This is a genomic window from Leifsonia sp. NPDC077715 (assembly GCF_040686855.1).
GTDB lineage: Bacteria > Actinomycetota > Actinomycetes > Actinomycetales > Microbacteriaceae > Leifsonia.
The window spans coordinates 1,190,333-1,212,659 of sequence record NZ_JBFBOG010000002.1 but is presented as its reverse complement, the minus strand read 5'-3'; the positions used below and the strand labels follow the sequence as shown (position 1 = coordinate 1,212,659).

Here is a 22,327-nt window from a genome sequence, read left to right as displayed (position 1 = left end):
CTTTCGTGGTGCTGGAGGTGGTCGGTGTCAGACGGCGGCGAGCGCGCGTCCGAAGCGCTCCCGGAAGCCGGCGAGTTCGGCGTCGCCGATGATGAGCGGAGGCGCCAGTCGGATGCTGGACTCGTTCGGCGCGTTGATGATCAGGCCCTCGGCGAGCGCCGCATCGGAGAGGCGGTGCGCCTCCCCCTCGGTCAGCCCGATGCCGATGAGCAGGCCGTGACCACGGACCGCGTCGATCAGCGGGTGGTCCAAGTCGCGGATGATCTGCTTCAGCTCCTCGCCGCGGCGCGCGGCATTCTGAACGAGACCCGCCCGCTCGATCTCGGCGAGCACGGCATTGCCTGCGGCGGTCGCAAGCGGGTTGCCGCCGAACGTCGATCCGTGCTGACCCTGGCTGAACAGCTCGGAGGCCCAGCCGAAGGTCACCAACGCGCCGATCGGCACGCCGCCGGCCATCCCCTTGGCGACCGTGACCGCGTCCGGGAGGATGCCCGCCCGCTGGTAGGCGAACCACTCGCCCGTGCGGCCGACGCCGGTCTGGATCTCGTCGACGATGAGCAGCGCGCCGTGCTTCTCGGTGAGCTCGCGCGCCCGCTCCAGGAAGCCGTCGGGCAGGTCGAGCACCCCGGCCTCGCCCTTGATCGGCTCGACGAACAGCGCGGCCACATGGCCGTCGATGGATGCCTCCAGTGCCTCGATCGTGGAGTCGATGTGCTCCACCCCGCCCGGAAGCGGCTCGAACGCCTCCCGCATCGGCGGCTTGCCCGTGAGCGCGAGGGAGCCCATCGTGCGGCCGTGGAAGGCGTTGTGCAGGGCCAGGACCCGCGTGCGGCGCCCGTGCGGGCCGGTGCGGTTGAGGCGGGCCAGCTTGAAGGCCGCCTCGTTCGCCTCGGCGCCCGAGTTGCCGAACAGGACGCGGCCGCTCTCCCCGGCGCCGGTGATGCGCCGGAGGCGTTCGGCCAGCTCCAGCTGCGGAGGGGTCGAGAAGTAGTTGGACACGTGCGCGAGGGTTCCCACCTGCGCGGTCACGGCCTCGACGAGCGCGGGATGCGCGTGCCCGAGGGAGTTGACGGCGATCCCCGCGAGGAAGTCGAGGTATTCGTTGCCGTCCACATCCCAGACCCGGGCGCCCTCGCCGCGCACCAGCATCAGCTTCGGCGTCGCCAGCGTGCGCATGAAGCGGTCGCCGAACGGGCCCTTCCAGGCCCCGTCCCGCCATTCGTCCGTCTCGTATCGTGTCATTGCCTGTGCCTCGCTCACGCGGGCACCACCTCCGTCCCGATTCCGGACTGCGTGAAGACTTCGAGCAGGATCGAGTGCGGCACCCGTCCGTCGATGATCGCGGCCTTCGCCACTCCCCCGTCGACCGCGTCCAGGCAGGCCGCCATCTTCGGGATCATCCCCGACTCGAGCGACGGCAGCAGCTCGCGCAGCTCGTCGGCGCCGATCTTCGAGAGCAGCGAATCACGATTCGGCCAGTCGCTGTAGAGGCCGGCCACATCCGTCAGGATCACGAGCTTGGACGCGCCCAGCGCGACGGCGAGGGCGGCCGCGGCCGCGTCCGCGTTGACGTTGAGCGCCTGGCCCGCGTCGTCGATGTCGGGCGCGATGGACGACACCACCGGGATGCGCCCGGCTGCGAGCTGCGCGAGCACCGCCTCCGGGTCGACCGCGACCACGTCGCCGACGAGCCCGAGGTCGACCTCCTCGCCGTCGACCACCGCCGCGCGGCGGCGGCCTTGGAAGAGCCCGGCGTCCTCGCCCGACAGCCCGGCCGCGAGCGGTCCGTGCTTGTTGATGTTGCCGACGATGTCCCGGTTGATCTGGCCGGTGAGCACCATGCGCACCACATCCATCGCCTCCGGGGTGGTCACGCGGTAGCCGCCGCGGAACTCGGACTCGATGCCGAGCCGGTCGAGCATGGCCGAGATCTGCGGGCCGCCGCCGTGGACGACGACCGGGCGGATCCCGGCGTAGCGGAGGTAGACCATGTCCTCGGCGAAGGTGCGTTGCAGCTCCTCGCTGACCATCGCGTTGCCGCCGAACTTCACGACGATGATCGCGTCGTGGAAGGCCTTGAGCCACGGCAGCGACTCGATCAGGGTGGCGGCCTTGGACGCCGCCTCCTCGCGTTCGGCGGTGTCCGTCATGTCCTCTGCGGTGTCCATCAGCTGGCGTACGCGCTGTTCTCGTGCACGTAGTCGTGCGTGAGGTCGTTGGTCAGGATGGTCGCCGTCTCCTCGCCCGCATGCAGGTCGATCAGGATGTGGACCTTCCGCGGCGTCAGGTCGACCAGCTCGCGCGGCTGGTCCGGCTCGCCCGCGGTGCAGACCTGGACGCCGTTGATCGCCACGTCGATCCCGTACGGGTCGAACTCGGCGTCGGTCGTGCCGACCGCCGCCAGCACCCGGCCCCAGTTGGGGTCGTTGCCGAAGATGGCGGCCTTGAACAGGTTGCTGCGCGACACCGCCCGGCCGACCGTCACCGCGTCGTCCTCGGACGTCGCGTTGACGACCTGGATGGCGACGTCGTGCGAGGCGCCCTCGGCGTCCGCCTGCAGCTGCTCGGCGAGGTCGCGGCACACCTCGGTCAGCGCGAGGGCGAAGTCGGCCTCGGCCGGTTCGACGACGCTCGCGCCGGAGGCGAGGAGGGCGACCGTGTCGTTCGTGGACATGCAGCCGTCCGAGTCGAGGCGGTCGAAGGTGACGCGCGTCGCCTGGCGCAGGGCCGCATCCAGCTGCTCGGAGGTGAGCACGGCGTCGGTGGTGAGGACGACGAGCATCGTCGCGAGTCCGGGCGCGAGCATCCCGGCGCCCTTCGCCATGCCGCCGACGGTCCAGCCGTCCGGGGAGCGGTGGGCGGACTGCTTGGGTCGCGTGTCGGTGGTCATGATCGCCTCGGCCGCGGCGATGCCCGCGTCGCTCGCGAGGGCTCCCGCTGCCGCGGTGACGCCCGTGATGAGCTTGTCGAGCGGCAGCTGCTCGCCGATGAGGCCGGTGGAGCAGACCAGCACGTCGCCGGCCGAGATCTCCAGCTGCTCGGCGACCGCCTCAGCCGTCGCGTGCGTGGTCTGGAACCCCCGCGCGCCGGTGTAGCAGTTGGCGCCGCCCGAGTTGAGGACGATCGCGGAGACGACGCCGTCCTGGATGACCTGCTCGCTCCACAGCACCGGGTTCGCCTTGCAGCGGTTGGTGGTGAAGACCGCGGCCGCGGCGTTCAGGGGGCCCAGGTTCTGGACGAGCGCGAGGTCGCGGTTCCCGCTCGCCTTGAGCCCGGCGACGACGCCGGCGGCGGCGAATCCGGATGCAGCGGTGACGCTCACGGGGCGACTCCGTTCACGGTCAGGCCCGCGGTCTCGTCGAGGCCGAGGGCGATATTGACGGACTGGATGGCGGCGCCGGCCGTCCCCTTGTAGAGGTTGTCGATCGCGAGCACCGTGACGACGCGGCCCGCGGCCTGGTCGAGGGCGACGCCCAGCAGCACGGTGTTGGCGCCGAGCACGTCGCTGGTGCGCGGCAGCGTGCCGGCCGGCAGCACGTGGACGAACGGCTCGTCCGCGTACGCGGCCTCCCACGTCTGCTGCACCTGCTCGGCCGTCACGTCCGGCTTCACGCGGGCGGTCGAGGTGGCGAGGATGCCGCGCGACATGGGCACGAGCACTGGCGTGAACGACACGGTCGGCGCTCCTGCTCCGGCCTTCCGGAGGTTCTGCTGGATCTCCGGGATGTGGCGGTGCGTGCCGCCGACGCCGTAGGGGTTCGCCGAGCCGAGGATTTCGCTCGCCAGGTACATCGTCTTGAGCGACTTCCCCGCACCGGACGGGCCGACCGCGAGCACGGCGACGATGTCCTCGTCCTCGATGAGGCCGGCCTGGATGCCCGGGGCGAGCGCGAGGGACACGGCGCTCGCGTTGCATCCGGGGGCCGCGATCCGCTGAGCGCCGACCAGGTTCTCCCGCTGCTTCGCGCCGCCGGCCAGCGGCAGCTCCGGTACGCCGTACGCCCAGGCGCCGAAGTGGTCGCCGCCGTAGAAGGCGGCCCAGGCGGCCGGGTCCTCGAGGCGGTGGTCGGCGCCGCAGTCGACGACGATCGTGTCGTCGGGCATCTGGGCGGCGATCTCGCCGGACGCTCCGTGCGGCAGGGCGAGGAACACGACGTCGTGACCGGCGAGGTTCGCCGCGGACGTCTCCTGCAGGGTCAGGTGCGCGAGGCTGCGCAGGTGCGGCTGGTGGGCGATCAGCGGGTGACCGGCGTTGTTGTGCGCGGTGACGGTGCGGATCTCGAAGTCGGGGTGCTCGGCGAGGATGCGCAGCAGCTCACCGCCCGCGTATCCGGATGCGCCTGCGACGGCGACCGAGAAAGTCATGCTTCTTCCTTTTCGAGTGGACGACGGTTGTCTCGGCGACGGCGACGCCCACGTCGGCCCGCGCACGGACCGCCCTGAACGCCGCCTAGCTTCGGCGGTCGCGCAGGCGTCGGCGCATCGCGCGGGCGGCGAGGGCCGCGCGCGTCGAGGGGGTGCACCGGACGGAAAGCATGGGACAACCCTAGCGCGCCCTCCCCCGCCGCCGCCAAATCGCGGGGGGCGGGGGTGTTCCTCCCCGCCTCCCGACGACAAATGCCGCCGTTTGTCACATCGGCGGCTGCGCGAACAGCAGCGGATGTGACAAACGGCGGCATTCGCGCCGAGCGCGCGCCGCTACTCGCGGATCGTCGCCCCGTACAGCTCGCCGGCGTGGGCGGAGCCGGCCAGCTTGGCCTCGGACGCCTCTGCGGCGGTGAGGGTGCGGTCGTCGGCGCGGAAGCGGAGGGCGAAGGTGAGGCTCTTGCGTCCCTCCGGCAAGCCCGCGCCGCGGTAGTCGTCGACCAGGTGGATGTGCTCGAGCAGTTCGCCTGCGCCCTCGCGGACTGCCCGCAGCACGTCACCCGCGGGGACGTCCGCGGCGACCACCAGGGAGAGGTCCTGCGTCGCGGCCGGGAATCCGGCGATGACCCCCGCCACGATCTCCGGCGGCGCGATCGCGATCAGGGCGTCCAGGTCGAGCTCGAAGACGGCGACCACGCGCGGGAGGTCGAGCTCCTGCGCGAGAGCCGGCAGCAGTTCGCCCGCGTAGCCGACCGGCACCGCCTCGCCGTCCGCGCCGAGCGCGAGGAGCTGCGCGGTGCGCCCGGGGTGGAGGGCCTGGTGCGACGACTGGGCGACATCGACCGTCACGCCGACCGCCGCGGCGGTCTGACGCACCATGTCGAGAGCGTCTACCAGACCGGCCGGCACGGCGGCCGCGCCCGGCTGCTTGCCGTGCACGTCGCCGACCACGAGGCCCGCGAGGTGACGCGGCTGGGCCGGGATGCCGGCGTTCAGGCCGGCGAGGATGTCCGACGACGGCAGCGCCGCCCCGGGCGGAAGCGTCTCGCTGCCGATCGAGCCTTCGGACGGACGGAACACCGTGCCGATCTCGTACACCCGCAGGTCGACGAGCCCGCGGGCGAGGTTGCGCTTGGCCGCCTCCACCAGCCCGGGCAACAGGGAGGCGCGCAGGTAGGGCGCGGTCGCGTCCAGGGCGTTGGCCAGCCGGACGGCCGGGACGTGCCCGCCCGCCTCGGCCTGACCGAAGAGGTCGTTCTGCGCCTCGCTCACGAACGGGAACGCCAGTACTTCGGTCGCGCCGTTGTCCGCCAGGATCTGTGCGGCTGCGCGGCGGAGGCGCTGCTCACGGGTCAGGCCGCGTCCGGGAGGGGCGACCGGCAGTACCGAGGGGATGCGGTCGTAGCCGACGATGCGGGCGACCTCCTCGGCGAGGTCGGACTTGTCGCGCAGGTCGGGGCGCCAGGTGGGAGGAGCGACGAGCAGGGCGCCGTCGGCCTCGGTCACGGCGCCGCCGATCTCGGCGAGCGCGCTGCGCACCTCGTCCTCCGTGTAGTCGACGCCGATGAGCGAGGAGATGTAGCCGTCCGGGAGGCGGATGGCCTCGGCGGTCTCCGACGCGTCGAGCAGCGAGCCGAGGCCGTCGGCGTGGCCACCGGCCAGCTGCTCGAGCAGTTGCACCACGCGCCCGGCGGCCGCCACGGCCACCTGCGGGTCGACGCCGCGCTCGAAGCGCTTGGACGCCTCGCTCGGCAGCTTGTGCCGGCGGGCGGTGCGCGCGATCGACACCGGGTCGAAGTTCGCGGCCTCGACGAGCACATTGCGGGTATCGGGGCCGATCTCGGTCGACGCTCCGCCCATGACGCCGGCGAGGCCGATCGCGCCGGAGTCGTCGGCGATGACGAGGTCTTCCGGATCGAGGGTGCGGGTCTGGTCGTCCAAGGTGACCAGCTTCTCCCCCGGCGCCGCGCGCCGCACCACGATGCCGCCGGACAGCTTGTCGAGGTCGTAGCCGTGGATGGGCTGGCCCAGCTCGAGCATCACGTAGTTCGTGATGTCGACGATCAGCGAGATCGAGCGGATGCCCGCGAGCTTGAGCCGCGCGATCATCCACGCCGGCGTCGGGCGACTGCCGTCGACGTCGCGCACGACGCGCGTGACGAACACGCTCGCGCCGACCCGGCCGCGGATGGGCGCGCTGTCGTCGATCGTCACCGAGAAGCCGCTGGCGTGCTCGGCGGACACGGGAACCGCATCCGCCGGGTCGCGGAACGCCGACCCGGTCGCGTGCGAGTACTCGCGGGCGATGCCGCGGATCGAGAATGCGTAGCCGCGGTCGGGCGTGACGTTGACCTCGACGGCAGCGTCGTCCAGGCCGAGCAGCGACACCGCGTCGGTACCGACCTCCGGGTCGAGGCCGAGCGTGCTGAGACGCAGGATGCCGTCGTGGTCCTCGCCGAGCCCGAGCTCGCGCGCCGACGCGATCATGCCGTCGGAGACGTGACCGTAGGTCTTGCGCGCGGCGATCGGGAAGGGACCGGGCAGCACGGCGCCGGGAAGCGTCACGACGACCTTGTCGCCCTCGAAGAAGTTGCGGGCGCCGCAGACGATGCCGCGCACGTCGGCGCCGCCGTCGGCCGCCGACTCGCCCTCGGGCGCGACGCGCACCTGGCACCAGCGGATGGTCTTGCCGTTGCTCTGCGGCTCCTCGACGAACTCCAGCACCTGGCCCACGACGATCGGGCCGGACAGCTCGAAGGTGTGGATGTCCTCCTCTTCGAGCCCGACGGACACGAGGGCGGCGTGAACCTCCTCCGGCGTGGTGCCGGGCTCGAGGTCGACGAACTCGCCGAGCCAACTCAGGGGGACGCGCATCAGACCACCATTCCGAACTGCTGGGAGAACCGGACATCGCCCTCGGCCATGTCGCGCATGTCCTTGACGTCGTTGCGGAACATCAGGGCCCGCTCCACGCCCATCCCGAACGCGAAGCCGGAGTAGACATCGGGGTCGATGCCCGCCGACCGCAGGACATTGGGGTTGACCAGGCCGCAGCCGCCCCACTCGATCCAGCGCGCGCCGCCCTTGAAGGTCGGGTGCCACAGGTCGAGCTCGGCGCTCGGCTCGGTGAACGGGAAGTAGTTCGGGCGCAGGCGGACGCGTGCCTCGTCGCCGAAGAGCGTCTTCACGAAGTGGTCGAGCGTGCCGCGCAGATGCGCCATGGTCAGGCCCTTGTCGACCGCGATGCCCTCGGTCTGGGTGAAGACCGGGAGGTGCGTGGCGTCGAACTCGTCGGTGCGGAACACCCGGCCCGGAGCGATGCGGTAGACCGGGACCTGCTCGCCCAGCAGCGCGCGCAGCTGCACCGGCGAGGTGTGGGTGCGCATCACGAGGTGGGCGTCGGTCGGCTCGACGAAGAAGGTGTCCTGCATCGCCCGCGCCGGGTGGTCGGCGTCGAAGTTGAGGGCGTCGAAGTTGTACCACTCGCTCTCGAGCTCGGGGCCCTCCGCGACCTCCCAGCCCATGCCGACGAAGATGTCGGCGATGCGCTCCTGGAGCAGGCTCAGCGGGTGGCGCGCACCGGGCGTCCAGCGCGAGGGCAGCGCCGTGACGTCGACGGCCTCGGCGGCCAGCTGGGCCGCCTCCTCCGCCGCCGCGATCTCGGACTCCTTGGCGGCGAACGCCTGGTTCACGCGGGCACGCGCACCGCCGACGAGCTTGCCCGCCGCGGCCTTCTGGTCGCCCGGAAGGGCGCGGATGCTCGCGTTGAAGCGCGCGAGCGGCGAACCCTCGGCCGTGTGGTCGTGGCGCACCGTCTTCAGCGCGGCCGAGTCGGTCGCGGCGTCGATCGCGGCGAGGGCCGCTCCGACCGCGGCCTCGACCTCCGATTCGGTGATCTGGGTGGTATCTGACACGGTCACCCAGTCTAGTCGGGGCATGCGGTTCGTCCCGGCCGTCGTCGATTCGGTGGATAAGTCCCGCTTGTGGAGAAGAACGACTCAGGTGCGCTGGGCGAACGCCGACTCGTAGAGACAGACGGAGGCGGCCGTGGCGAGGTTCATCGACTCCGCACGACCGTAGATGGGGACGGTGACCACACGGTCCACCAGCCCCAGCAGCTCGTCGGCCAGGCCGTGCGCTTCGTTGCCGAATACCCAGGCGGTGGGACGCGCCAGCTCGCCGTCGCGGCGCGCGGCCAGCAGGTCCTCCCCCTTGATGTCGGCGGCCAGCACCTGCAGCCCGGCGGTGTGCGCGCGTCCGACGACGTCCTCCAGATCGGCTCCGACGGCGACGGGCACGTGGAACAGCGACCCGGTCGTGGAGCGGACCACCTTCGGGTTGTAGAGGTCGACGGTGCGCCCGGTGAGCACGACGGCGTCGGCGCCGGCGGAGTCCGCGGCGCGGATGATCGTGCCCGCGTTTCCGGGGTCCCGCACCTCCTCCAGGATCGCGACGAGGCGCGGCTGGCCGGTGAAGATGTCGCGGATGGAGGTCGGGAACTGCCGCGCGACGGCGACGAATCCCTGCGGGGTGACCGTGTCGGCCATCGCGTCGAGGACGTGCCCGGTGACGAACTCGACCTCGACGTCCGCCTCCGCCGCAGCCCGCGCGATGTCGCCGTGCTTCTCGAGCGCCGTCGGCGTCGCGAACAGGTCGACCACGAGCTCGGGCCGGAAGGAAAGGGCTTCGGCGACGGCCTGGGGCCCTTCGAGGAGGAAGAGGCCGGTCTCGGAACGGGCGTGCCGCTTGGCGAGTTTGGCGACGGCCCTGACGCGCGGCGAGCGCGGGTTGTCCAGCATGGCACCAGCATATGGGTGCGCTGAACCCGATCGCCCTGCGTCTCGTGTTACAGGAAAGCGGATGGAGGCTGAACGATGAGAACACTCGTCAAGGCGACACTGATCGCGGGCGGCGCGGCGGTCGCGCTCGGGCTCGGCACGGCGGCGGCGGTGGCCGCGACCGGAGACGGCGGGCGGGACGACACGCCGCGCATCGTCCAGCCGAGCGGTACGCCGTCCCCGGCGCTCGAGGACCGCATCCCGCGGCCCACCCCGAGCGACCTGCCGACGGCGGTGCCGGTGCCGGCGCCCGACGACCACGGCGCCGACGACCCGGCCACGCACGACGTCGTCGACGACCACGGCACCGACGACCCGGCCACCCACGACGTCGTCGACGACCACGGCACCGGCGACCCGGCCACCCACGACGTCGGCGACGACCACGGCACCGACGACCCGGCCACCCACGACGTCGGCGACGACCACGGCGCCGACGACCCGGCCACCCACGACGTCGGCGACGACCACGGCTCGGGCGGCCACGGCGCGGACGACTGACCCTCTGTCTCGTGGGCCGAGTGGGTGCCGGTGAGAAACGGAGGATTTCCCATCCGACACGCCGCGGGCCGTCCACTCCGAGAGGAGACATCGCTCGAGGGAGCGCGGATTTCCTCCTTTTCGCACCGGTAGGCGATCGCGAACTGCCCCGCGTGCCCGGAGACGCAGAACGGCCCGGGCCGACGTGAGTCGACCGGGCCGTTCCGTGTGCGATGCGTTACGCCGCAGCGTCCGCCTTCGGGGCCGACGTGTCGGCCGGCAGCGCCTTCTTGGCGGTCTCGACGAGGGCCGCGAAGGTCGCGGGCTCGGTGATCGCGAGGTCGGCGAGGATGCGACGGTCGACCTCGACGCCCGCCAGGCCCAGGCCCTGGATGAAGCGGTTGTAGGTGAGGCCGTTGGCACGGGACGCGGCGTTGATCCGCTGGATCCAGAGGCGGCGGAAGTCGCCCTTCTTCTGGCGGCGGTCACGGTACGCGTAGACGAGGGAGTGGGTGACCTGCTCCTTCGCCTTGCGGTAGAGGCGCGACCGCTGACCGCGGTAGCCCTCGGCGCGCTCGAGGATGACCCGACGCTTCTTGTGGGCGTTGACAGCCCTCTTCACTCTTGCCATTAGTCGATTTCCTTCTTGAAGTACGTGTCGGGATTACTTGCCGAGCATCCGGCGGATGACCTTGGCATCCACCTCGGGCACGACCTGCTCGGCGTTCAGGCGGCGCTTGCGGCCGCTGGACTTGACCTCGAGGTTGTGGCGCATGCCGGACTGCTGCTTCATGACCTTGCCGCTGCCGGTGATCTTGAAGCGCTTCTTGGCGCCGGAGTGGGTCTTCTGCTTGGGCATTACTTCTCCTCGTTCGTCGCCTGGGCGGGCGAACTCTCGTCGGACTGAGCAGCATCCGCTGCGTCAGCAACCGGCTCCTGGTCGCGCCCCTGGGCGCGCGCCTTGGAGGCGGCACGTTGTGCGTTGGCCTCTTGCTTGGCCTCGGACTTGTTCTTGAGCGGGCTGATGATCATCACCATGTTGCGCCCGTCGATCGTGGGGTTGGACTCCACCGTGCCGAGCTCGGCGACGTCCTCCGCGAAGCGCTGCAGGAGGCGCACACCCTGCTCCGGACGCGACTGCTCGCGGCCTCGGAAGAGGATCATGGCCTTCACCTTGTCGCCGGACTTCAGGAAGCCCTCGGCGCGCTTGCGCTTGGTCTCGTAGTCGTGCTTGTCGATCTTGAGGCGGAACCGCACCTCTTTGAGGATGGTGTTCGCCTGGTTGCGCCGGGCCTCCTTGGCCTTCTGCGCAGCCTCGTACTTGAACTTGCCGTAGTCCATGATCTTGGCGACCGGCGGCTTGGAGTTGGGCGCGACTTCGACCAGGTCGAGGTCGGCCTCCTGCGCGAGTCGCAGTGCGACCTCGATCTTGACGACGCCGACCTGCTCTCCGCTGGGGCCTACGAGTCGAACTTCGGGGACGCGGATACGGTCATTCGTACGGGGATCGCTGATGTCTTTCTCCTCTGATCAAGCGATGCTTCTCGGCCACGGATCATCGGTGACGATCCGGCGAAAGAGGAGGTCCCACGCACCAGCACGGCCTGCGAAAGAAATCTCGCAGGCCTGGTACAACACCCTGACTACCCCCGCGTTCGCACGCGGTGGCGGAGTGCAACGACCCGGTAACCTGTATAGCGGTCAAGCGCGGGTGGGAGGAATCTCCACTTTCGTACCGGGACAGATGCCCCGGAGCCTGAAGAATTCTAGCAGAGGAAAGCAGTGAGCGACACATCCTTCACCTTCGACGACTCGGGCGCCTTCGATGACGGCGTCGCGGATGCCACGCGCGACATCGCGGAGGTGCCCGCTGTCGAGGTGATCACCACCACCGCGGTGCACCTGATGAGCGCGGCCGCCGTGAAGTGCGGCCTGGCCGACGACCCGGAGCACCAGACCGACCTGGACGAGGCACGCAAGCTGATCGACGCCCTCGCGGGCCTCGTCACGGCGAGCGCGCAGCACGTCGGCGACCAGCACGCGCGCAGTCTGCGCGACGGCCTCCGCTCGCTGCAGCTGGCGTTCCGCGAGGCGTCGGCGATCCCCGACGAGATCGGCAAGGGCCCCGGCGAGAAGTACACCGGCCCCGTCAGCTGACATGGCCTTCACTCCTCCCCCGGCCTTCACCACCCGGCCGACCCTGCAGGGGCGTTTCGGGATGAGCGCGTCCACCCACTGGCTGGCGACAGCCTCGGCGCAGGCGGTGCTGGAGCGCGGGGGCAACGCGTTCGACGCCGCTGTCGCGGGCGCGTTCGTGCTGCACGTCGTGGAGCCGCACCTGAACGGTCCGGGCGGCGACCTGGTCGCGCTGTTCGCGACGGCGGAGGACCCGACGCCGGTCGTCCTCTCCGGTCAGGGACCGGCGCCCGCCGGGGCGACGCGCGAGCGCTACCTCGCCGAGGGCCTGGAGCTCGTGCCCGGCGCGGGTGCGCTGGCGGCGGCGGTCCCCGGCGCGGTGGACGCATGGCTGCTGCTCCTGAAGGACCACGGCACGTGGGAGCTCGCCGACGTGCTGGCGTTCGCCCTCGACTACGCCGAGAACGGGCACCCCGTGCTCGAGCGCGTGTGCGCGACCATCCGCACGGTCGCGCCGCTGTTCACGGAGCACTGGCCCACGTCGGCGGAGCGGTGGATGCCCGGCGGCCGCATCCCGGAGCCCGGCGAGGTGATCGTCGACCCGGCGTACGCGCGGGTGCTGCGCGGGCTGATCGCGGCCGGGTCCGACGCCGAGTCGCGGGAGGACCGCATCGAGGCGGCGAGGACCGAGTGGTCGACGGGCTTCGTCGCGCAGGCCGCCGCGGCCTTCGTGCGGACGCCGCACCGGCACTCCGACGGCGGCGACCACGCGGGCGTGATCGCCGAGCAGGACTTCGCCGGCTACCGCGCGCACTACGAGAACGCGGTGACCCTGGAGTTCCGCGGCCACACCATCGCGAAGACGAACGCCTGGAGCCAGGGGCCCGCCCTGCTCGAGACCCTGGCCATCCTCGACGGCTTCGCCGACGACGAACGGCTCGATCCGTCGACCGAGCTGGGCGCCCACACGGTGCTGGAGGCGCAGAAGCTCGCCTACGCCGACCGCGACGCCTACTTCGGCGACGCCCGCGTGCCGGTGGAGGCGCTGCTCTCGCCCGAGTACGCGGCGTCGCGACGAGAGCTGATCGGCGACCGCGCGTCGGCGGAGTTCCTCCCGGGACGCGTCCCCGGCGCCGAGCCGTTCCTCCCGCCGCTGCGCACCGAGTACACGCCGCCGTCGGGCGTCGCTGCGGAGGGTGTCGGCGAGCCGACGGTCTCCCGCACCGGCGAGACCCGCGGCGACACCTGCCACATCGACGTCGTCGACCGCTGGGGCAACATCGTCTCGGCCACTCCCTCCGGCGGCTGGCTGCAGTCGTCGCCGACCATCCCGGAGCTCGGCTTCTGCCTCGGCACGCGCCTGCAGATGACCTGGCTGGAGGAGGGTTCCGCCTCCACGCTCACGCCCGGCAAGCGGCCGCGCACGACGCTGACGCCGACGCTCGTGCTCCGCGACGGCGTCCCGGTGACCGCCCTCGGATCGCCGGGCGGCGATCAGCAGGACCAGTGGCAGCTGCTCTACCTGCTCCGCACGATCGTCGGCGGGTACACGCCGCAGCAGGCGATCGACGCGCCGGCACTGCACACGACCTCCATCGCGGAGTCGTTCTGGCCGCGCACCTGGGTGCCCGCGGGTGCGGTGGTCGAGTCGCGACTGGGTGACGAGGTCATCGCCGGGCTCGAGGCGCGCGGCCACCGTGTGACGCGGGCGGGCGACTGGACGCTGGGCCGGCTGTCGTCCGTCGGGCGGGATGCTTCGACGGGACTCCTGAGCGCGGCGGCGAACCCGCGCGGGATGCAGGGGTACGCGGCCGGGCGCTGAGGCGGCCTCCGCGACCGCGGAATCGCCTGGCGTCGGCGCCCGAGCACTGCCGCAAAGGCGACGAGACGCCGCCGTCACACTCAGGAGACGGTGACGGCGGCGACGGCGCGCTCCACGGCGGCGACAGTCCGTGCCGCCTCCGCCGCATCCGTGAGCCAGTTGCTGACCGAGAAGCGCAGCACCGCACGCCCGTGCCAGGTCGACGGCGACGCCAATGCGGTGCCGTCGGCCAGCAGCGCGGCTCCGATCGCGCGGGTCCGCTCGTCGTCGCCGAACGCCGCGCAGACCTGCGTGTAGACGACCTCGTTCAGGATCTCGCCGCCCGGGATCCCGCGGATACCGTCCGCGATCACGGTCGCCGCGTCGGCGAGCTGCTGCACCAGATCCGCCACTCCCGCTCGCCCGAGCTGGGCGAGCGTCGCGTAGACCGGCACGCCGCGGGCGCGGCGGGACAGCTCCGGCACCCGGTCCGACGGATCCGCGACCGTGTCGGACGACGCCAGGTACGCGGCGTGCTGCGCCATCGTGCGGTGCAGGGCGGCGGGATCGGCGACCGCGACGATCCCGCAGTCGTACGGGACGTTGAGCGTCTTGTGCGCGTCCGTCGCCCAGGAATCGGCCTGCTCGGCCCCGGCCATCAGCGACCGCAGGCCCGGAGCCGCGGCGGCCCACAGGCCGAACGCGCCGTCGACGTGCACCCACGCGCCCGCCGCGTGCGCCACCTCGACGGCCTCCGCGAACGGGTCGAAGGCGCCCGAGTGGATGTTCCCCGCCTGCAGCACGACGAGGGCCGGACCTTCGCCGTCGTCGAGCGCGGCGCGCAGCGCGTCCACACGCATCCGTCCCTGGTCATCGACCTCCACTGCCCGCCCGTGCCCGAGTCCGGCGATCGCCGACGCGCTGTCCACGGAGCCGTGGCGTTCCGCCCCAACGAGCACCCGCACCCGCGGGCCTCCGGCGAGCCCGTCGGCTGCGGCGTCCCATCCGGCGCGGCGCAGCACCTCGTCCCGCCCGGCCAGCATGCCCGTGACGTTGGCGAGCGTGGCGCCCGTCACGAAGCCGACCTCGGACCCGGACGGCAGCCCGAGAAGGTCGACCAGCCACGCCGCCGCCAGCTCCTCCGCCCCGGCGACGCCGGGGGTCACCGACCGCAGCCCGTTGTTCTGGTCCCACGCGGACGTCAGCCAGTCCGCACCTAGCGCGACCGGCTGCGCGCCGCCCATCACCCAGCCGTGGAACCGCGGCGAGTGGATGCGCATCAGTCCGGGCTCGGCCCCGCGCGCGAGCGACCGCAGCACCGTGACGGGGTCGGGTCCGCGATCCGGCAGCTCACGGCCGAGCGCGTCCTTCACCTCGTCCACGTCGGCGGTCGGCGGGATCGGCCCGTCGCGCACGCCCTCCAGCCACCGCCCGGCGAGCAGGACCGCTTCGTCGAGCACCGGACCGAACTCGTCTCGATCGCTCACACGCGAAGGCTAGCCCTCACCCCCCGGGTGCGCACCAGAGCGTGATCGCGGCGCCGATCACCAGATCGGCGGCCGCCGCTCCTGCCAGCGGATGCGGCGCTCCAGCTGGGTCGCCAGCGACAGCAGCGTCCGCTCGCCGCCGGGCCGCCCGATCAGCTGCACGCCCATCGGCACGCCCTCGTCGGTGACCGACACCGGCAGCACGATCGCCGGCAGGCCCGTGACATTGAGCATCGAGGTGAACGGCGTGTACTGCACCTGCTGCTCGAAGTTGCGCTCCCCGTCCTCCTGGTCGTACCAGCCGATCGGACGCGGGGTGAGCGCCATCGCCGGTGTCAGCACCGCGTCGAACGACGAGAGCTGCTGGATGAACGACCTCTCGTAGGCGGTCAGCGTCGCCAGCGCCTCACCGAGCTCGCGGGCGCTCAGGGCGCGGCCCCGCTCGACCAGCCAGGCGGTCAGCGGTTCGAGCAGGTCGAGGACTTCGCCCTCGGCCGGGATCCGCGCAGCACCCGCCTGCCAGATGGTCCGGAACGCGGGCGCGTACGTGTCGTCCGGTTCGAGGGCGGTGTCCTCGAGGCCGTGCCCCATAGTGTCCAGGAGCTCGGCCGCCTTCGCGACGGCGTCCAGCGCCTCCGGCGCGATCGCGATGTCGTAGGCGCCGTCCCACGCCGACGTGGTCATCACGCCGAGCTGGAACCGACCCTCGCCGCGGACTGCGGTGCCGAGGAACGGTCCGTCGTCGTCGTAGGGCGCGCGCAGTGTGTAGTGGTGGTCGATCGCCCCGTCCGGCCGTTTCGCGATCATCCCGTCGAGCAGGAGGGCCGCGTCGGCCACCGTGCGGGCCAGCGGGCCGTCCACGACGAGACCGGCCAGCGAGGGGATGCCGCTGCCCGCGGGCACGAGGCCGCGGGAGGGCTTCAGACCGACGAGGCCGCACGCCGCCGCGGGGATGCGGACCGACCCGCCGCCGTCCGACCCCGGCGCGAAGGGGAGCATCCCGCTCGCGACCGCGACGGCCGCTCCCCCGCTCGAGCCGCCTGCCCCGAGGTCGGGGTTCCACGGGTTGCGCGCGGGCGGCGCGGCCAGCGACTCGGTGTAGGCGGGCAGGCCGAACTCGGGAGCGTTCGTCTTGCCGAGGCTGACGGCGCCCGCCGCATCCAGCTGCTCCACGATCTCGTCGCTCTGCTCCGGCACGAACCCGGCCATCGCCCGAGAACCGAACCCGGTCGGGACGCCGGCGCGCTGCCAGAGGTCCTTGTCACCGGAGGGAAGCCCCCAGAGCGGTGCGGTCTTCGGCACGCTCTCGGCGACCTCGTCGGCCCGGCGCAGGGCCGCATCGCGCGTCACCGTGACGAAGGCGCCCAGCTGCGGGTTCAGCCGTTCGATGCGGTCGAGGTAGTGGGAGGCGAGCTCGCGCGGCGACACGCGCCCCGTCTGCAGCTCCTGCCAGAGTTCCAGCGCGGTCAGCTCGTGGAGGTCGGCCATGCGCCCAGGCTAGCCCGGTTCGACGAACTCGATGATCGCGCGGTTGAAGGCCGCCGGATCGACGTTGTACTCCCAGCCGTGCTCCGCGGGTGAGAGCTCGACCAGCCGCACGAGGTCCGGGTTCGCCATCGCGAAGAGCACCGACGATGCCAGCGGGACCTGCCGATCTCCGTCGGAGTGGATGACGAGCGTCGGCACCGTCAGCCGCCCCGGGCGCCCCCAGCTGAGCCGGTCGAAGTCGATGGGTCCAGGCAGGCCCATCCGCGCGCTGGCACGGCGGTCGGCGAGCGTCCGGATCGCGAGAGCCGCCGTCCACCAGGGCACACCGCGGTCCGCAGCGGTGGAACGGATCGCCGTACGCCAATCCGTGACCGGGCCGATGAGGATCAGGCGCTCGATCAGGTTGCGGTGCGCGCTCCGCTCGCACAGCCGGAGGGCGATCGTGCCGCCCAGCGACCAGCCGACGAGCACGACCCGCTCGGCGCCGTGGTCGCGCGCATAGCCGATCGCCGCATCCACGTCCTCCCACTCGGTCATGCCCAGCGTCGACACGCCGCCGGCCACCTCCCGCGCCTCGCCATCGCCGCGGAAGGACACGACGAGCGAGGTCATCCCCAGGGCCTCGGTCGCCGGCACCGACCTCAGAGCGGTGATGCGCGTCGTCCCCCAGCCGTGGATGTGGATCGCCCACGTCGCGGGACGGCGTGCCCGCTCCGGCGGGATCAGCCAGGCGGGCGCGGTGCCGCCGGCGACCGCGACCTCGACCTCTCGGAACGGTCGTCGCAACGCCTCGGGACCCGCGTGCAGCTGGCCCGTCCAGTACCCCAGTTCGGCATCCGCCAAGTCGCCCGACACGTGGAGCAGTTCGCGCGTGACGGTGCCCGCGGCGTGATCCCGGCCACGGATCGGCCCGACGACGGCGTGCCCCTCCGCGCCGAACCAGAGTCCGAACTGCCCCCGATGGAGCGTGCGCCGGTCCGCGTCCAGCGTCACCGAGGAAGCGGTGCACGCCCGGATGCGGGTCGCTGGGCGGTAACGGGGATGCACGACCCGATGCGCCAGGCGCAGGCCGGCGCGGTGCGCGACCCAGACGGAGACCGCGCAGGCGGCGACGATGACGGCGATGATGATCCACCCCATACCCAGTAGGACGACCTGTCTGCCGTTTCGTGACGCGAATTCCCTCTTGACATGGATACAGCGAACCTGGTTGGTTAGTTACATGAGTAATGAACCGGTGAAGCTCGGATGATCGACGAAGGCAAGCCGATCTTCGTCCAGATCGCCGAACAGCTCGAAGACGACATCATCGACGGGGTCTACCCCGCCGAGACGCAGGTGCCGTCGACGAACGAGTTCGCGGCGTTTCACCGGATCAACCCCGCGACGGCGGGCAAGGGCATGGGTCTCCTGGTCGACGAGGGGATCCTCTACAAGAAGCGGGGGATCGGAATGTTCGTCACCGACGGAGCACGCGAGCGCTTGATCGCCAAGCGCCGCGACGCCTTCCCGGAGGAGTTCCTCCGCCCGCTGCTGGCGGAGGCCGCCAAGCTCGGCATCGCCCCCGACCAGCTCACCCGCATGATCGAGACGGCCGCCGCAGCGGCGTCGCCCACGAAAGGACTGAGCGCATGAGCGCCACCCTGGCCTTCCCCGGCCCGGCCGTGCAGGTCGCCGGGCTCACCAAACGATTCGGGTCGTTCACCGCGATCGACGACGTCTCCCTCACCATCGCGCCGAACCGCATCCACGGTCTGCTCGGTCGCAACGGTGCGGGCAAGACGACCCTGATGCAGCTCATCACCGGGCAGGACTTCCCGACCGGAGGCGACATCCGCGTCTTCGGCGAGCACCCCACCGAGAACGCGCGCGTGCTCCAGAATCTGTGCTTCATCAAGGAGAGTCAGCGCTACCCGGAGGACTTCCAGCCCAAGCACGTGTTCCGCAGCGCGCCGTGGTTCTTCGAGAACTGGGACGCGGAGTTCGCCGACCAGCTGATCGAGGAGTTCCGCGTGCCGCTCGACCGGCGCATCAAAAAGCTGTCGCGCGGGCAGCTGTCGGCGGTCGGCGTGATCGTCGGCCTCGCGTCCCGCGCCCCGCTGACATTCTTCGACGAGCCGTACCTCGGGCTCGACGCCGTCGCCCGGCAGCTGTTCTACGACCGCCTGCTGGAGGACTTCGCGGAGCATCCCCGGACGGTGGTGCTGTCCACCCACCTGATCGACGAGGTGGCCAACCTGCTCGAGCAGGTGGTCGTCATCGACCAGGGCCGCATCCTCATGGACGAGGACGCCGAGACGCTGCGCACCTCCGCCACCACCGTGGTCGGGCAGCGCAGGACCGTCGACGCCTTCGTCCGCGGACGCGACGTGCTGCACCGGGACGGCCTCGGCGGACTCGCGTCCGTCACGGTCGCCGGGCTCGGGCCGGCCGACCGGGCGGAGGCCGCCGCCGCGGGCCTCGAACTCGCGCCGGTGTCGCTGCAGCAGCTCATCGTCCGCAAGACCGACCTCCGTGAGACAGGAATCGAGCAGAGCGCATGACCGCAGCACATCCCGCACCCGCCCTCGTAGCGACCCCGGCCGCCGGCGAACGCATCTGGCGCGTGGTCCGGCTGAACCTCGTCAACAAGTGGACGACGATCTACCTGCCCGTCATGATCATGGGCTTCATCGGGCTGGTGAACTGGCTGATCTGGTGGATCATCTGGGCGGCCACCCCGCCGGCCGACCGCGCCGGCGCGATGGACGGCACGCAGTGGAGCGGCGGAGCGTTCTACATCTTCGTCTACATGCTGGTGGTCGCCATCCAGGTGATCGCGGCGACGTTCCCGTTCGCGTTGGGCTACAGCGTGACCCGCCGGGACTTCGCGCTCGGCTCCGGGCTCACCTTCCTGATCCTCGCGGCCGGCTACGCGCTCGGGTTCACGATCCTGTCGGAGCTCGAGGAGTGGACGAACGGCTGGGGACTCGGCGGCCACCTGTTCACGTCGGTGTACTTCGGCGGCGCGAACCTCGGCGAGCGGCTGTTCGTGGTCTTCGGATCGATGTTGTTCTTCTTCGCGGTCGGCGCGTTCTCCGCGGCGCTGTTCATGCGGTGGCGGATGTACGGCATCCTGGCCGCGGGAGCGGCGCTCGCCCTCATCCTGGTCGGAGCGATCGCGCTCATCACGTTCACGCAGAGCTGGCCGGCGGTCGGCGAGTGGTTCGCCGCGAGCGGCCCGGTCGGGGTGACGGCGTGGCTGCTCGTTCCGACGGCGGTCGCGGCCGGCGGCGCCTACCTGGCGCTGTCCCGGGCGACGCCGCGCAGTTGAGGCGGGACGGCATCCGCCGGACATGGACGTGGCCGGGAGCTTCACGCTCCCGGCCACGGTTTCATGCCATCGGCCTCACTCGACCGGAGCGGCATCCGCTCCGTCCGACGATGTCGTCGCCCTCAGGCTAGGTGTCGGCGACGACGCATGACGGAACGTGCGGTGAACTCATAGCGGACCGCTAACGTGATCCTGTGCTGGGCTATCTCTACCTCGCGGTCGCCATCGCGACCGAGGTCGTCGCGACCACGTTCCTCAAGTTCACCGCGGGCGAGAACGCCAAGTGGTGGGCGTTCGTCATCGTCGTGGTCGGCTACGTCGCGTCGTTCTTCGCGCTGTCGCTCGCGCTCGGCCGCGGGGTGCCGCTGGGGATCGCGTACGCGATCTGGTCGGCGGTCGGAGTCGCGGCGATCGCGATCATCTCGTGGGTGTTCTTCAAGGAGTCGCTCACCTGGCTGCAGATCGCGGGCCTGGTGCTGGTGATCGGCGGCGTCGGGCTGCTCGAGCTCGGCGCGAAGCACCCGGCGGCGTGATCGCCCGCTAGGCCGAACCGACGAACGCGGCCAGCGCGTCGTCGAGCGTGTGCGCCGGGGCGACCCAGTCGAAACGGGCGCCGTCCCCGCTGGGCACGTACTCTCCCTCCGGCGTGATCACGACCGACCCGAGCAGCCGGCCGCGGCCGAGCTCGGCGTCCTCGTCGGGGAACGAGTGGTCGTACACGTCGTAGCGGTCGCCGTCCTCGTAGACGGTCAGGTCTTCCAGCAGCGGCATCAGAACCTCCTCGTGAACGGCAGCGGCTTCCGCATCCGGATGAGCAGCAGCAGCGGGACGAGCACGTACGGCCCGTTGTACAGCAGGAAGACGACCGGGTTGGGGGTGCGCTGCCCGACCGGCCCGAAGAACTCCACCCCGAAGATCGGGATGGCCGTCAGGCTGATGATCATGGTGGCGTAGATGACGGCGAACAGCTGGATCCAGTTGAAGCCCTTCACCAGGCAGACGATCAGCAGCACGTAGAACGGCAGATAGATGAACGCGCTGGTGCCGGTGATGAACCGCAGCCACAGCGGCTCCTGCATGTACAGCGGGTCGTACTGCGACGAATACGTGTAGTTCCACTGGGCGAGGATGTTCGTCGTCGTCGCCGTCTGCGGGATCCCCAGCGTCGGGATGGCGTCGCTGATGATGCACGTCACGATGAACAGCGAGAACATCACGATGAAGAAGATGTCGAACGGACGCTTGCGCAAGGGCAGGTTCGCGGGCGTCGCCGGGGCGGCGGAGGCGACCTGGCCGGTTCCGGGTGTCACGGTGGTCACGTCGGTGAGCCTAGCGCCGGTCAGCCGGCCTGCACGTCGGCGAGAACCCGTTTCGCGATGGCGAACAACTGGTCGTCGCTGAAGGCGGGGTCGACGCGGACCTGGACCCAGCCGCCCTGCGCGATCATGTCGAGTTCGGAGCCGGTGCGGTAGGCGGAGTCGCCGAGACCCGTCACGTCGACCGCGTCCGCCGGGCGCGTCTTCTCGGCGTAGACCGCGCCACCCGGGAGGACCGCGGCATGCGCGCCCGCGTCCCCGGTCGACCACGCGCACCAGTACGAGTGGACGACGTGGTTGATCTCCAGGGTCGACAGCGCGTTCTCGCCGTCGTCGGACTTGATCGGCTGCGCCTCCACTCCGAGGATGGCAGCGAGATCGCCCTCCGGGATGAGGTCGTCGCAGTTGTCGGCCCCCGACAGCGTCCGGCCCGCAGGCTGCCAGAGCGGCGCGGGCGAGGGAAGGGCGCGCACGGCGGGCAGCGCCGCACCCGATACCGCCGCGACCCACGCGGACTGCGTGTCGTAGGTGCCCGTGCCGTAGTCCCAGGTCCCGGCGCTCAGGGCGTAGTCGCCGGTCAGGGCGAAGAAGCCGCAGAACTGGAAGGAGGCCGGCTCGCACGTCGAGTAGGTGTCCGGTTCGCTCCCCAGCGGGCGATCCATGCCGCCGACGTCGATCCCCGATCGGAAGTTCTCGAACCCCTGCCGTGTGACCCCCGGGACGACCGACACCCATCCGTAGACCTGCTGCTTCGCGGCGCTCTCGGCGGGGTCGCCCTCCGCCCATATGCACTTCAGCGAGCCGACCCGCTTGTCCGCGTACGAGGCCGGATTACGCGCAGGGTCGACGGGGACGGAGTGCACCGGAGCGCGGAAGGCGGCCGACACGACGCCGGGCGGGACGAGCTGGTCGCAGGTCAGCGGCACGCGGACCGTCGGCGCGTCAGCCGCGGTCGCGGTCGGCGTCGGCGTGGCCGACGGCGTACGCGGTGGAGCCGTCGTGGACGCCGGCGACGGCGCGGCGCAGCCCGCGAGCAGCGCCACCAGGGCGACCAACCCTACAACGCCGGAGACACGGAAACGCTTCATATTCCCCCCTCGGAA

General features: G+C 71.4%; 23 protein-coding genes. 7 read left to right on the top strand and 16 right to left on the bottom strand.

From position 1 onward, the window contains the following. Nucleotides 1-27 precede the first annotated feature (27 nt). The 7 genes from AB0P25_RS12835 to AB0P25_RS12805 form a co-directional block, all read right to left on the bottom strand. Nucleotides 28-1,242 carry an acetylornithine transaminase gene (locus tag AB0P25_RS12835; protein ID WP_363807809.1) on the bottom strand — a complete coding sequence of 405 codons (1,215 nt, stop codon included), beginning with the start codon at nucleotides 1,240-1,242 and terminating at the stop codon, nucleotides 28-30. 14 nt (nucleotides 1,243-1,256) lie between these two features. After that, nucleotides 1,257-2,168: an acetylglutamate kinase gene (argB, locus tag AB0P25_RS12830; RefSeq protein WP_363807807.1), complete on the bottom strand. Its 912-nt coding sequence runs from the start codon at nucleotides 2,166-2,168 to the stop codon at nucleotides 1,257-1,259. Next, nucleotides 2,168-3,322, bottom strand: a complete 1,155-nt coding sequence (argJ, locus tag AB0P25_RS12825) for a bifunctional glutamate N-acetyltransferase/amino-acid acetyltransferase ArgJ (RefSeq protein ID WP_363807806.1) — start codon at nucleotides 3,320-3,322, stop codon at nucleotides 2,168-2,170. Before argJ ends, argB begins: the two co-directional genes overlap by 1 nt. Next, complete coding sequence (gene argC, locus AB0P25_RS12820) at nucleotides 3,319-4,365, bottom strand: N-acetyl-gamma-glutamyl-phosphate reductase (RefSeq protein WP_363807804.1); 1,047 nt, start codon at nucleotides 4,363-4,365, stop codon at nucleotides 3,319-3,321. Before argC ends, argJ begins: the two co-directional genes overlap by 4 nt. Before the next feature lie 333 nt (nucleotides 4,366-4,698). Further along, nucleotides 4,699-7,239 (bottom strand): phenylalanine--tRNA ligase subunit beta, encoded by a 2,541-nt coding sequence (gene pheT, locus AB0P25_RS12815; RefSeq protein WP_363807802.1) that lies wholly within the window; start codon nucleotides 7,237-7,239, stop codon nucleotides 4,699-4,701. Beyond that, nucleotides 7,239-8,279, bottom strand: coding sequence for a phenylalanine--tRNA ligase subunit alpha (pheS, locus tag AB0P25_RS12810; protein ID WP_363807801.1), 1,041 nt, complete (start codon nucleotides 8,277-8,279; stop codon nucleotides 7,239-7,241). Before pheS ends, pheT begins: the two co-directional genes overlap by 1 nt. 84 nt (nucleotides 8,280-8,363) lie before the next feature. Next, on the bottom strand, nucleotides 8,364-9,164 hold the full coding sequence (locus tag AB0P25_RS12805) for an RNA methyltransferase (protein WP_363807799.1): 801 nt from the start codon (nucleotides 9,162-9,164) through the stop codon (nucleotides 8,364-8,366). Nucleotides 9,165-9,239: 75 nt separating this feature from the next. Here AB0P25_RS12805 and AB0P25_RS12800 point away from each other — a divergent pair, with 75 nt between their 5' ends. Further along, nucleotides 9,240-9,704 (top strand): hypothetical protein, encoded by a 465-nt coding sequence (locus tag AB0P25_RS12800; RefSeq protein ID WP_363807798.1) that lies wholly within the window; start codon nucleotides 9,240-9,242, stop codon nucleotides 9,702-9,704. Between the two features lie 217 nt (nucleotides 9,705-9,921). Here AB0P25_RS12800 and rplT read toward each other — a convergent pair whose 3' ends face one another. The 3 genes from rplT to infC are packed head-to-tail and all read right to left on the bottom strand — an operon-like array spanning nucleotide 9,922 to nucleotide 11,198. Then, a complete protein-coding gene (gene rplT, locus AB0P25_RS12795; protein WP_285113798.1) occupies nucleotides 9,922-10,314 on the bottom strand; it encodes a 50S ribosomal protein L20 in 393 nt (130 codons plus the stop codon). A 33-nt stretch (nucleotides 10,315-10,347) separates the two neighbouring features. Further along, a complete protein-coding gene (gene rpmI, locus AB0P25_RS12790; RefSeq protein WP_363807795.1) occupies nucleotides 10,348-10,542 on the bottom strand; it encodes a 50S ribosomal protein L35 in 195 nt (64 codons plus the stop codon). Continuing rightward, nucleotides 10,542-11,198, bottom strand: a complete 657-nt coding sequence (gene infC / locus AB0P25_RS12785; RefSeq protein ID WP_082889085.1) for a translation initiation factor IF-3 — start codon at nucleotides 11,196-11,198, stop codon at nucleotides 10,542-10,544. Before infC ends, rpmI begins: the two co-directional genes overlap by 1 nt. A gap of 267 nt (nucleotides 11,199-11,465) precedes the next feature. On the opposite strand from infC, the gene AB0P25_RS12780 reads away from it, so the two are divergent. After that, the gene (locus tag AB0P25_RS12780; RefSeq protein WP_064111234.1) at nucleotides 11,466-11,840 is read left to right on the top strand and encodes a DUF1844 domain-containing protein; all 375 of its coding nucleotides are present in this window, start codon (nucleotides 11,466-11,468) and stop codon (nucleotides 11,838-11,840) included. A 1-nt stretch (nucleotide 11,841) separates the two neighbouring features. After that, a complete protein-coding gene (locus AB0P25_RS12775) occupies nucleotides 11,842-13,641 on the top strand; it encodes a gamma-glutamyltransferase (protein WP_363807794.1) in 1,800 nt (599 codons plus the stop codon). Between the two features lie 80 nt (nucleotides 13,642-13,721). Here the strand turns inward: AB0P25_RS12775 and AB0P25_RS12770 are convergent, their stop codons facing one another. The 3 genes from AB0P25_RS12770 to AB0P25_RS12760 are packed head-to-tail and all read right to left on the bottom strand — an operon-like array spanning nucleotide 13,722 to nucleotide 17,735. Next, the gene (locus tag AB0P25_RS12770; protein ID WP_363807792.1) at nucleotides 13,722-15,107 is read right to left on the bottom strand and encodes an aminotransferase class V-fold PLP-dependent enzyme; all 1,386 of its coding nucleotides are present in this window, start codon (nucleotides 15,105-15,107) and stop codon (nucleotides 13,722-13,724) included. Nucleotides 15,108-15,164: 57 nt separating this feature from the next. Then, complete coding sequence (locus AB0P25_RS12765; RefSeq protein ID WP_363807791.1) at nucleotides 15,165-16,595, bottom strand: amidase; 1,431 nt, start codon at nucleotides 16,593-16,595, stop codon at nucleotides 15,165-15,167. A gap of 9 nt (nucleotides 16,596-16,604) precedes the next feature. Next, entirely contained in the window at nucleotides 16,605-17,735 is a 1,131-nt protein-coding gene (locus AB0P25_RS12760) for an alpha/beta fold hydrolase (protein ID WP_363807790.1), read from the bottom strand. 108 nt (nucleotides 17,736-17,843) lie between these two features. Here AB0P25_RS12760 and AB0P25_RS12755 point away from each other — a divergent pair, with 108 nt between their 5' ends. The 4 genes from AB0P25_RS12755 (at nucleotide 17,844) to AB0P25_RS12740 (ending at nucleotide 20,441) form a co-directional block, all read left to right on the top strand. Next, nucleotides 17,844-18,230 carry a GntR family transcriptional regulator gene (locus AB0P25_RS12755; protein ID WP_363807788.1) on the top strand — a complete coding sequence of 129 codons (387 nt, stop codon included), beginning with the start codon at nucleotides 17,844-17,846 and terminating at the stop codon, nucleotides 18,228-18,230. Then, nucleotides 18,227-19,138, top strand: coding sequence for an ABC transporter ATP-binding protein (locus AB0P25_RS12750; protein ID WP_363807786.1), 912 nt, complete (start codon nucleotides 18,227-18,229; stop codon nucleotides 19,136-19,138). The genes AB0P25_RS12755 and AB0P25_RS12750 overlap by 4 nt, the downstream gene beginning before the upstream one ends. Continuing rightward, nucleotides 19,135-19,908 (top strand): hypothetical protein, encoded by a 774-nt coding sequence (locus tag AB0P25_RS12745; RefSeq protein ID WP_363807784.1) that lies wholly within the window; start codon nucleotides 19,135-19,137, stop codon nucleotides 19,906-19,908. The genes AB0P25_RS12750 and AB0P25_RS12745 overlap by 4 nt, the downstream gene beginning before the upstream one ends. 194 nt (nucleotides 19,909-20,102) lie before the next feature. Beyond that, entirely contained in the window at nucleotides 20,103-20,441 is a 339-nt protein-coding gene (locus tag AB0P25_RS12740) for a multidrug efflux SMR transporter (protein ID WP_363807782.1), read from the top strand. A gap of 7 nt (nucleotides 20,442-20,448) precedes the next feature. Here AB0P25_RS12740 and AB0P25_RS12735 read toward each other — a convergent pair whose 3' ends face one another. From AB0P25_RS12735 to AB0P25_RS12725, 3 genes are read right to left on the bottom strand one after another with little or no spacing between them, the layout of a single operon-like run. Then, nucleotides 20,449-20,679 (bottom strand): hypothetical protein, encoded by a 231-nt coding sequence (locus tag AB0P25_RS12735; RefSeq protein WP_363807781.1) that lies wholly within the window; start codon nucleotides 20,677-20,679, stop codon nucleotides 20,449-20,451. Further along, a complete protein-coding gene (locus tag AB0P25_RS12730) occupies nucleotides 20,679-21,227 on the bottom strand; it encodes a DUF2781 domain-containing protein (protein ID WP_363807780.1) in 549 nt (182 codons plus the stop codon). Before AB0P25_RS12730 ends, AB0P25_RS12735 begins: the two co-directional genes overlap by 1 nt. 20 nt (nucleotides 21,228-21,247) lie before the next feature. After that, nucleotides 21,248-22,312 (bottom strand): hypothetical protein, encoded by a 1,065-nt coding sequence (locus tag AB0P25_RS12725; RefSeq protein ID WP_363807779.1) that lies wholly within the window; start codon nucleotides 22,310-22,312, stop codon nucleotides 21,248-21,250. Nucleotides 22,313-22,327: the final 15 nt, after the last annotated feature.

Coding starts and splice junctions, on each gene's coding strand:
- argC (WP_363807804.1), bottom strand. CDS start 4,365: ATGACTTTCTCGGTCGCCGTCGCAGGCGCATCCGGATACGCGGGCGGT.
- pheT (WP_363807802.1), bottom strand. CDS start 7,239: ATGCGCGTCCCCCTGAGTTGGCTCGGCGAGTTCGTCGACCTCGAGCCC.
- AB0P25_RS12735 (WP_363807781.1), bottom strand. CDS start 20,679: ATGCCGCTGCTGGAAGACCTGACCGTCTACGAGGACGGCGACCGCTAC.
- AB0P25_RS12835 (WP_363807809.1), bottom strand. CDS start 1,242: ATGACACGATACGAGACGGACGAATGGCGGGACGGGGCCTGGAAGGGC.
- rpmI (WP_363807795.1), bottom strand. CDS start 10,542: ATGCCCAAGCAGAAGACCCACTCCGGCGCCAAGAAGCGCTTCAAGATC.
- argB (WP_363807807.1), bottom strand. CDS start 2,168: ATGGACACCGCAGAGGACATGACGGACACCGCCGAACGCGAGGAGGCG.
- AB0P25_RS12805 (WP_363807799.1), bottom strand. CDS start 9,164: ATGCTGGACAACCCGCGCTCGCCGCGCGTCAGGGCCGTCGCCAAACTC.
- AB0P25_RS12725 (WP_363807779.1), bottom strand. CDS start 22,312: ATGAAGCGTTTCCGTGTCTCCGGCGTTGTAGGGTTGGTCGCCCTGGTG.
- rplT (WP_285113798.1), bottom strand. CDS start 10,314: ATGGCAAGAGTGAAGAGGGCTGTCAACGCCCACAAGAAGCGTCGGGTC.
- AB0P25_RS12750 (WP_363807786.1), top strand. CDS start 18,227: ATGAGCGCCACCCTGGCCTTCCCCGGCCCGGCCGTGCAGGTCGCCGGG.
- AB0P25_RS12760 (WP_363807790.1), bottom strand. CDS start 17,735: ATGGGGTGGATCATCATCGCCGTCATCGTCGCCGCCTGCGCGGTCTCC.
- AB0P25_RS12775 (WP_363807794.1), top strand. CDS start 11,842: ATGGCCTTCACTCCTCCCCCGGCCTTCACCACCCGGCCGACCCTGCAG.
- AB0P25_RS12755 (WP_363807788.1), top strand. CDS start 17,844: ATGATCGACGAAGGCAAGCCGATCTTCGTCCAGATCGCCGAACAGCTC.
- AB0P25_RS12745 (WP_363807784.1), top strand. CDS start 19,135: ATGACCGCAGCACATCCCGCACCCGCCCTCGTAGCGACCCCGGCCGCC.
- AB0P25_RS12765 (WP_363807791.1), bottom strand. CDS start 16,595: ATGGCCGACCTCCACGAGCTGACCGCGCTGGAACTCTGGCAGGAGCTG.
- AB0P25_RS12800 (WP_363807798.1), top strand. CDS start 9,240: ATGAGAACACTCGTCAAGGCGACACTGATCGCGGGCGGCGCGGCGGTC.